The organism is Sulfuritalea sp. (assembly GCF_017302275.1).
Lineage (GTDB): Bacteria > Pseudomonadota > Gammaproteobacteria > Burkholderiales > Rhodocyclaceae > Sulfuritalea.
This window is the reverse complement of the sequence record NZ_JAFLDR010000051.1, coordinates 20,808-27,038: the sequence shown is the minus strand read 5'-3', so window position 1 is coordinate 27,038 and position 6,231 is coordinate 20,808. Positions and strand designations below refer to the sequence as shown.

5 protein-coding genes are annotated in these 6,231 nt (G+C 66.8%); 3 read left to right on the top strand and 2 right to left on the bottom strand.

Going from position 1 to position 6,231, the window contains the following annotated elements:
• The coding region (locus J0M27_RS19155) for an RNA polymerase sigma factor (RefSeq protein ID WP_294995608.1) at nt 1–474 on the bottom strand (474 nt) is incomplete at its 3' end.
• Between J0M27_RS19155 and J0M27_RS19150 the strand changes: the two genes are divergently transcribed.
• The 3 genes from J0M27_RS19150 to J0M27_RS19140 all read left to right on the top strand — a co-directional run bounded on the left by J0M27_RS19150 (nt 473) and on the right by J0M27_RS19140 (nt 3,212).
• Nucleotides 473–1,048: a hypothetical protein gene (locus J0M27_RS19150; RefSeq protein ID WP_294995605.1), complete on the top strand. Its 576-nt coding sequence runs from the start codon at nt 473–475 to the stop codon at nt 1,046–1,048. The genes J0M27_RS19155 and J0M27_RS19150 overlap by 2 nt on opposite strands.
• An 87-nt stretch (nt 1,049–1,135) precedes the next feature.
• Nucleotides 1,136–2,440, top strand: coding sequence for a M18 family aminopeptidase (locus J0M27_RS19145; RefSeq protein ID WP_294995603.1), 1,305 nt, complete (start codon nt 1,136–1,138; stop codon nt 2,438–2,440).
• Nucleotides 2,441–2,468: 28 nt separating this feature from the next.
• On the top strand, nt 2,469–3,212 hold the full coding sequence (locus J0M27_RS19140; RefSeq protein ID WP_294995601.1) for a ribonuclease activity regulator RraA: 744 nt from the start codon (nt 2,469–2,471) through the stop codon (nt 3,210–3,212).
• A 74-nt stretch (nt 3,213–3,286) separates the two neighbouring features.
• Here the strand turns inward: J0M27_RS19140 and J0M27_RS19135 are convergent, their stop codons facing one another.
• Entirely contained in the window at nt 3,287–6,109 is a 2,823-nt protein-coding gene (locus J0M27_RS19135; protein WP_294995598.1) for an ATP-binding protein, read from the bottom strand.
• Nucleotides 6,110–6,231: the final 122 nt, after the last annotated feature.

Sequence of the window (6,231 nt, the reverse complement as noted above, 5' to 3'; positions counted from 1 at the left end):
GTGCAGGCGGCTCATCACCGTGCCTATGGGGATGGCGAGAATCTCGCCGACCTCGGCATAGCCGAATTCTTCGAGGTCCACCAGGGTCAGCACCTGCCGCTGGCCGACCGGCAGGCGGGCCACGGCGGCGCGCACCCGGGCCACGGTCTGGCGGCGCTCGGCCTCCTCGGGCGGCGTGCTGCCGCCGGCAAGGTGCTCGTCGGCGAGCTCGTCGATGTCCTCGTGCGGATGCCGCGCACGCAGGTGGTCGTGCCAGCAGCGCGAGAGGATGGCGAACAGCCAGCCCTTGAAGCGCGTCGGGTCGCGCAACTGGTCGCCGCGTTCGAGCGCCTTGGTCGTCGCGTCCTGCACCAGATCATCGGCCAGCGCGGCGTCGCGGCACCAGGCGTAGGCGACGCGATAGAGCGCGGGCCGGGCGGCTTCGAGGCTGTCGCGCCATTGGCGGCTGTGGAACAGGAAGGAAAGCACCGGCATGAGCGTGGGACGGGGACGGAGCCCGGATTATTCCAAGCTTTTCGTGATGCCGTGCACAAGTATCAGCAACCACGGCACGAACGCGATTCCTGGAGTCGAGACGGTCGGCAGCAGGCGGATCCAGCCGATCGTCAATCGTATGCGCGGCTACTTGCATCCGGCCAGGGTACGCCTCGGTAGTGCAGGATCGCCGTGTCGTCAGCAACCGAAGGAAGTCGCTGCGGGGCGCCGGCTTCTGCGATGCGATCCGGCGCCGAGTATCATGTTGCCCATGACACCACTCGCCAAGGGCCTCGGGGTACTGTTCGGCCTCCCTGTCGTACTCGCCGTCATTTTCTTCAGCTATTTCACCGCCACTGGCGCCGACCGGATGAAAGCTGTTTGCAGCCAGGTCAGCACCGGTATGACCCGGGTGCAGCTGAACGCCTTCATCACTGACAAACGGCTCGATGGCGTTCTCGCGGACAGCGGCGTGAGCATCCTCGGTGACGCGAAAAGCTACGGACGCCACAGTTGCAAGGTGACCATGGCGGCCGGTGTGGTGACCATGGCCAAATACCTGCTGGCCGATTGAGGCAGCACCGTCCGGGCCGGCGGCTGGCGCCGGCAACGCAGGGTTGAGGTTGTATGCTTCAGCTTTTGTGATCCTTTTCCATCCGCCATGCTCCTGCCCATTCCCGCCCGCGACACCGCCCTCGACCTGATTTCCTTCATCGACGCCAGCCCCAGCCCGTGGCACGCGGTGGCGAGTGCCGAACAGCGCCTCAGGGCGCACGGTTACACGCCGCTGGCGGAGGATGCGCGCTGGTCCCTGGTACCGGGCGGACGCCATTACGTGGTGCGCGGCGGCGCTTCGCTGATCGCCTTCGTGCTTGGCAGCCGGCCCCTGGCGGAAGCGGGATTCCGCATTGTCGGCGCCCACACCGATTCGCCCGGCCTGCGGATCAAGCCTCGTCCGGCACTGGGCGGCAACGGTTTGGCGCGCCTGGCGGTGGAAGTGTATGGCGGGCCGATATTGGCGACCTTCGCCGACCGCGACCTGGGACTGGCGGGGCGCGTCGTGGTTCGCACTGGCGCGGGATCGCAGACGAGGCTGCTGCGTTACGAGCGCCCGCTGCTGCGCCTGCCCAACCTGGCGATCCACATGAACCGCGAGGTCAATGAATCCGGCCTCAAGTTCGACAAGCAAAGCGAGTTGCCGCTGCTGCTCGGTCTGCTGGGCAAGGACGACGCCGCCGAGGCTGGCTTTCTGGCCTTGCTGGCTGCTGCCGCGCAGGCCGCGCCAGGCGAATTGCTGAGCTGGGAACTGGCGGCCTACGACGTGCAGCCGGCGAGCCTGTGGGGCGCCGAAGAGGAGTTCATCGCCAGTCGCCAACTCGACAACCTGGCGTCATGCCACGCGGCGCTGACCGCGCTGACGGCGACGCAGGCGCCGGGCGCGACCTGCGTCGCGGCCTTGTTCGACCACGAGGAAGTCGGCAGCGAGAGCGCGGTCGGGGCCGGCGGCAGTTTCGTCACCGACGTGCTGGCGCGCATCGGCCTCGCGCTCGGACTCGATGAAGAGGACCGGCGGCGCGCACTGGCGCAGGGCTTCTTCGTCAGCGCCGACATGGCACATGGATACCACCCCAACTTCCCCGCTGCCTACGAACCCGGGCACAAGGTCAGCGTCAATGGCGGCCCTGTGATCAAGGCGAATGCCAGCCAGCGCTACGCCACTGGCGCGGAAACCGCGGCGCGTTTCATGGCTTGCTGCGAAGCGGCCGGCGTTCCCTGCCAGCAGTACGCGCACCGCGGCAACCTGGGTTGCGGCAGCACCATCGGCCCCATCGTCGCCGCGCGCCTCGGCATGCCCACGGTCGACGTCGGCTCGCCGATGTGGGCCATGCACAGCGCGCGCGAAAGCGCCGGCGCGCAGGACCCGGCTTACATGATCGCGGCCCTGACAGCCTGCTACGCGAACTGAACGTCACTACCGATACGAAGGATTACCCATGGGCATCGATCCCCTCCCGCTGGACGCGGAGATCATCCGCGCCCTGTCCGCGGTCACGACGGCGACGCTGACCACGGTCCTGCTCAAGAAGGGCCTGCGCAACGTCTGGATGCGCGGTGCGCGGCCGCTGCACGCGGCGGCACCACGGCGACTGGTCGGGCGCGCCTTCACGCTGCGTTTCGTGCCGGCACGCGAAGATCTGGCCACGCCGGCTTCGTGGGGTTCGCCGATCTCGACGCGGGCCGCGATCGAGGCCATGCCGGCCGGCTGCATCGCGGTGGTGGATGCGATGGGCGTGGCCGACGCCGGCATCTTCGGCGACATCCTGTGTTCGCGCATGAAAAGGCGTGGCGTCGCGGCGCTGGTCACCGACGGCGTGGTGCGCGACGTGGAGGGCGTGATGGGCACCGGGTTGCCGGTGTGGTGCAACGGCGTCGCGGCGCCCCCTTCGGTAGCGGGGCTGACCTTCGTCGGCTGGCAGGAGCCGATCGGGTGTGGCGGTGTTGCGGTATTCCCCAACGACGTCGTGGTGACCGATGCCGACGGCGCGGTATTGATCCCGGCCGCCATGCTGGCCGACGTGATCGCGGAATCCGTCGAGCAGGAGCGCTTCGAAGGCTGGATCATGGCCGAGGTCGCGGCGGGCGTGCCGTTGCCGGGGCTCTACCCGCCGAACGACGGCGCCAGGGCGCGCTACGCGGCCTGGGTGCAAGCCGAAGGCAAGGGCGCGAAGCATTCATGAGTTGCGGGTGGTTCCCGACGCCGTAGGCGTCGGCAGCGGACGCCGGCCTCGGCGGTCAGACCGGGCGCGAAACCTCAGTGGGTTTTCGGTTCGGTCAGGTTCGTGCCGGGCAACTGGCGTATGCAGCCGATCACGACATCCATTTGTTCCACCAGTGCCGTGACGAGTTTGAGCAGCTCGTCCTTTCCGCAGGATCGCTTGGCCGCCGCCTCCAGCGCCGACGCGGCATCCGATACGGCCCATGCCCCGACATTGGCTGCTGATCCCTTCACGGCGTGGGCGAGCATGGCCAGTGCGCCGAGGTCGCCCGCCGCGAGGTTCGCCGACAGGTGTGCTGCTTCGCCGGCATGGCCCTCGGCAAACTGGCCGAGCATGCGCGCGTGGCGGGCAGGGTTGCGCCGCACCAGCGCCAAGCCCTGTTCCGGGTCGAGGCCCGGAATGGCGGCCAGCCTGGCCTGCCATTCGTCCAGATCCATGAACTGCGCCGTGTCCATGCCGGGCGGCGTCGGTGCGGGCGCAGGCGGGGTGCTTGCGCGTCGGTGGTCAATGGCGGGCGGCGACGCCGGCAGCCATCGCATCAGAGTCGCATAGAGGATCGCCGGATTCACGGGCTTGGCAATAAAGTCGTTCATGCCGGCTTCGCGACAGGCGCGGCGGTCTTCGTCGAAGGCATTGGCGGTCATGGCCAGGATCGGCGTCGATGCGCGGCCCGGCAGCGCCCGAATCGCCCGCGTCGCGCCCAGGCCGTCCATGCGCGGCATCTGCATGTCCATCAGGATCAGGCTGTAGTCGGCGACGCGGGCCATCTCCAGGGCCTCGACTCCATCGACAGCGATCTCCGCGGCCAGTCCCGCTCCGCTCAGCAATTCCAGCGCGACTTCCCGGTTGATGGGGTTGTCTTCCGCGAGGAGGATCTTGCTGCCGCCATGGATTCGGCGGAGTTGGGCTTCCACGTCATGGGTCCGCGGTTCGCTGGTCATCGGCATGATTCCGCTGCCGCGCTGAAGATGGGCCGTAAACCAGAATACGCTGCCTTGGCCAGGCGAACTTTCGGCGCCGGCGTTGCCGCCCATCAATTCCGCCAGGTGGCGGGTGATCGCGAGCCCGAGGCCGGTGCCGCCATACTTTCGCGTGGTCGAGGCATCGGCCTGTTCGAAGGCGACGAACAGGCTGGAAATCTGCCTCTCTGAAAGGCCGATGCCGGAATCCTGCACTTCAAAGCGGACCAGGAGGTCATCGCCGTTGTCCTCCAGAAGTCGGGCGCGCAGCGTGATGGTTCCACGCTCGGTGAATTTGATGGCGTTGCTGGTGTAGTTGAACAATGCCTGGCGCAGGCGGGTGGGATCGCCACGCAGCCAGACCGGGACACCATCCGGGTCGACCTCGATTCGCAGGCCCTTGGCGGCAGCCGGGTCGGAGTTCAGCGAACGGACATGGTCGAGTACCGCGCCGAGGGCGAAATTCGTGTTTTCCAGTTCCAGCCGTCCGGCCTCGATCTTCGAGAGGTCAAGGACGTCGTTGATGATGGACAGCAGGTGATTGCCGGCCGTGTCGATCTTGCCCAGGCGTTCCGCCTGTTCCGGCGTGGTCTCCGACCGGCGCAGCAGGTGGGTAAGCCCGATGATGGCGTTCATCGGCGTGCGGATTTCGTGGCTCATGTTCGCCAGAAAGATGCTTTTCGCCCGATTTGCTGCTTCGGCGGCTTCCTTGGCCTGGATCAGCGACTGGTTGGCGGCATCGAGGTCCGCCGTGCGCAGGCGCACCCGCTCTTCCAGGTCGGCATTCAGGCGCCTGATCTCGGCCTCCGCCCTGTTGCGCGAGGTCATGTCATGTTCGATCGTCGAGGCGCCGATCACCTTGCCGCGGTCGTCCAGCAGCGGGGAAATCGTCGCGGACAAATTGATCAGCCGGCCATCCTTGCACTGGCGCAGCATCTCGTAGTCGTCGATTCTCTCGCCACGCGAGATGCGGCCCAGGATGTCGTGTTCTTCATCCAGCCGATCGGGCGGAAGGAGCATCCGCGTGGAACGCCCTATCACTTCGTCGGGCGTGTAGCCGAACGTCCTTTCGGCGCCAGGGTTCCAGCTCAATATGACGCCATCCAGGCTCCGGGTGATGATCGCGTCATCGGTGGAGTCGATGATCAACTTGGATTGGCGCAGTTCGCGTTCCCTTCGCCGCGCCATCCTTGAAAACGTGCCGATTCCCGCCAGGCCCAGCAGCCAGATCGTGCCGTGGGTCAGGCCCAGTTCGCGGCGCGCCGTGGCGATGCTTTCGTAGTAGGCCTCGAGCGGCAGGTTGAGTCCGGTGGCGCCGCGCATGTCGCCAGTCTTGTAGCCGAGGATGGCATGGCATTTGTCGCAGCCAGGTTCCATGACCATGGCGCGCAAATAGCGCAAGTAGGGTTTGCCGTCGATGTCGGCGGTTTCCCAGATTTCCGCACGCTCGCCGCGGGTGAATGCCTCAAGTTGCGCCGTTTCCCAGGGATCGGGCGCATTCGCCGGATTCAGGTACTTCAGTCCCGTGATGCGCCCGTGCACGCCGTATGCTTCGGCGTAGCGGTCCATCATCTGGCGCGCCGCCGAGGCCGGATTGAGCAGTGTCAGCCTGAGGCCGTCGGTGGTGGTCACGTCGCGTCCGGGGACGTGGCTCAGCCAGGGTACCGACGGCTGCTTGTCGGTAATCGGAACGTAAAGGCCGCCGTGTTCCGTGGCCCATCTACGCAGCACGATGTCCTTGTTCAGGTTGGCCCTCGCTTCCGCGTAGGCCATGTCCATGGCTTCCTTGGCATCCTGTTGCAGCGCCCAGAACAACGAGCCGCCCACGACCAGGCTCCACAGTGCGACCGCCAGCCAGGTGAGCAGGGGTATCAGTCGGCGCGAAGAGGTCGGCGGCATCGGATTCAAATACGGAAATCTGTTGTATGCAATGGTCGCAATCGGGCGAGCGGTTCACGGCCTGGGATCGGTTAGTGCCAGCCCGCGCGCGGCGAGGACGCGGACATCCTTTGCTGCATCGC